Origin of the sequence: Lichenifustis flavocetrariae, from assembly GCF_026130545.1 — a bacterium.
Classification (GTDB): Bacteria; Pseudomonadota; Alphaproteobacteria; order Rhizobiales; family Beijerinckiaceae; genus Lichenihabitans; species Lichenihabitans flavocetrariae.
Genome location: NZ_JAMOIM010000171.1, coordinates 1 through 608, shown reverse-complemented (window position 1 = coordinate 608; position 608 = coordinate 1). Strand labels below are relative to the sequence as shown.

The following is a 608-nucleotide window of genomic DNA, read 5'->3' as shown; positions in this document are numbered from 1 at the left end:
CGGGTCCGCGCCTGGGCAAATTGATGCGGCTCTATGGCCTCGCCCCAGAGCTTCGGGCCTTGAATGGTCACGTTCTTAAGCGGCAGCATCTGGGTCTGCTGAGAATGCTCGGTCGCTTCCCCGGCACTCGCTTGGCGCCGCTCATGGCTCAAGAGCCTGCGCAACAATCCGCTTGGCTCGCCGCCGCCATGGCCTAGACGACCCACATGCGCCGTCATGTCGACAATCCAGGGTTTCTGCTTGGCTGGGCGATCGAGAAGCTCAGAACGCCGACCTACGTCCCCGAAATTGCCCGGCTCGCCGAGGAGCTTGGCGACTCTTTCAACACGGATTGGTCCGAGAAGGCGGCCCGACGGGCTTGCGAGACCGCCCGGCGCGAGGCTCTGGAGCGCCATCAGCGAACCTTGAGCAGCGACACGGGGTCTCCCATTTGGGCCAAGTCGCTCGACGTGTCGCCCTTTCCGACCATCGCCACGATCGGCCCCTACGCGTTTCTGGCCCTGGAAACGCTTGGCTCGCTCGAATCGGAAGGACGGTCCATGCACCATTGTGTCGGCAGCTATGGGAACCGGGCGACCTTCAAGACATCCCGGCTTTTTTCCGTGCTT

Annotated in this window: 2 protein-coding genes; one reads left to right on the top strand and one right to left on the bottom strand. The window is 63.3% G+C overall.

All coding sequences use genetic code 11. The annotated features are described in order from the left end of the window. Positions 1–218: hypothetical protein (locus tag M8523_RS36490; protein WP_282589676.1), on the bottom strand; the 218-nt coding region annotated here is incomplete at its 3' end. Here M8523_RS36490 and M8523_RS36485 point away from each other — a divergent pair. Further along, a partial coding sequence (locus M8523_RS36485; RefSeq protein WP_282589675.1) for a PcfJ domain-containing protein occupies positions 207–608 on the top strand: 402 nt, incomplete at its 3' end. The genes M8523_RS36490 and M8523_RS36485 overlap by 12 nt on opposite strands.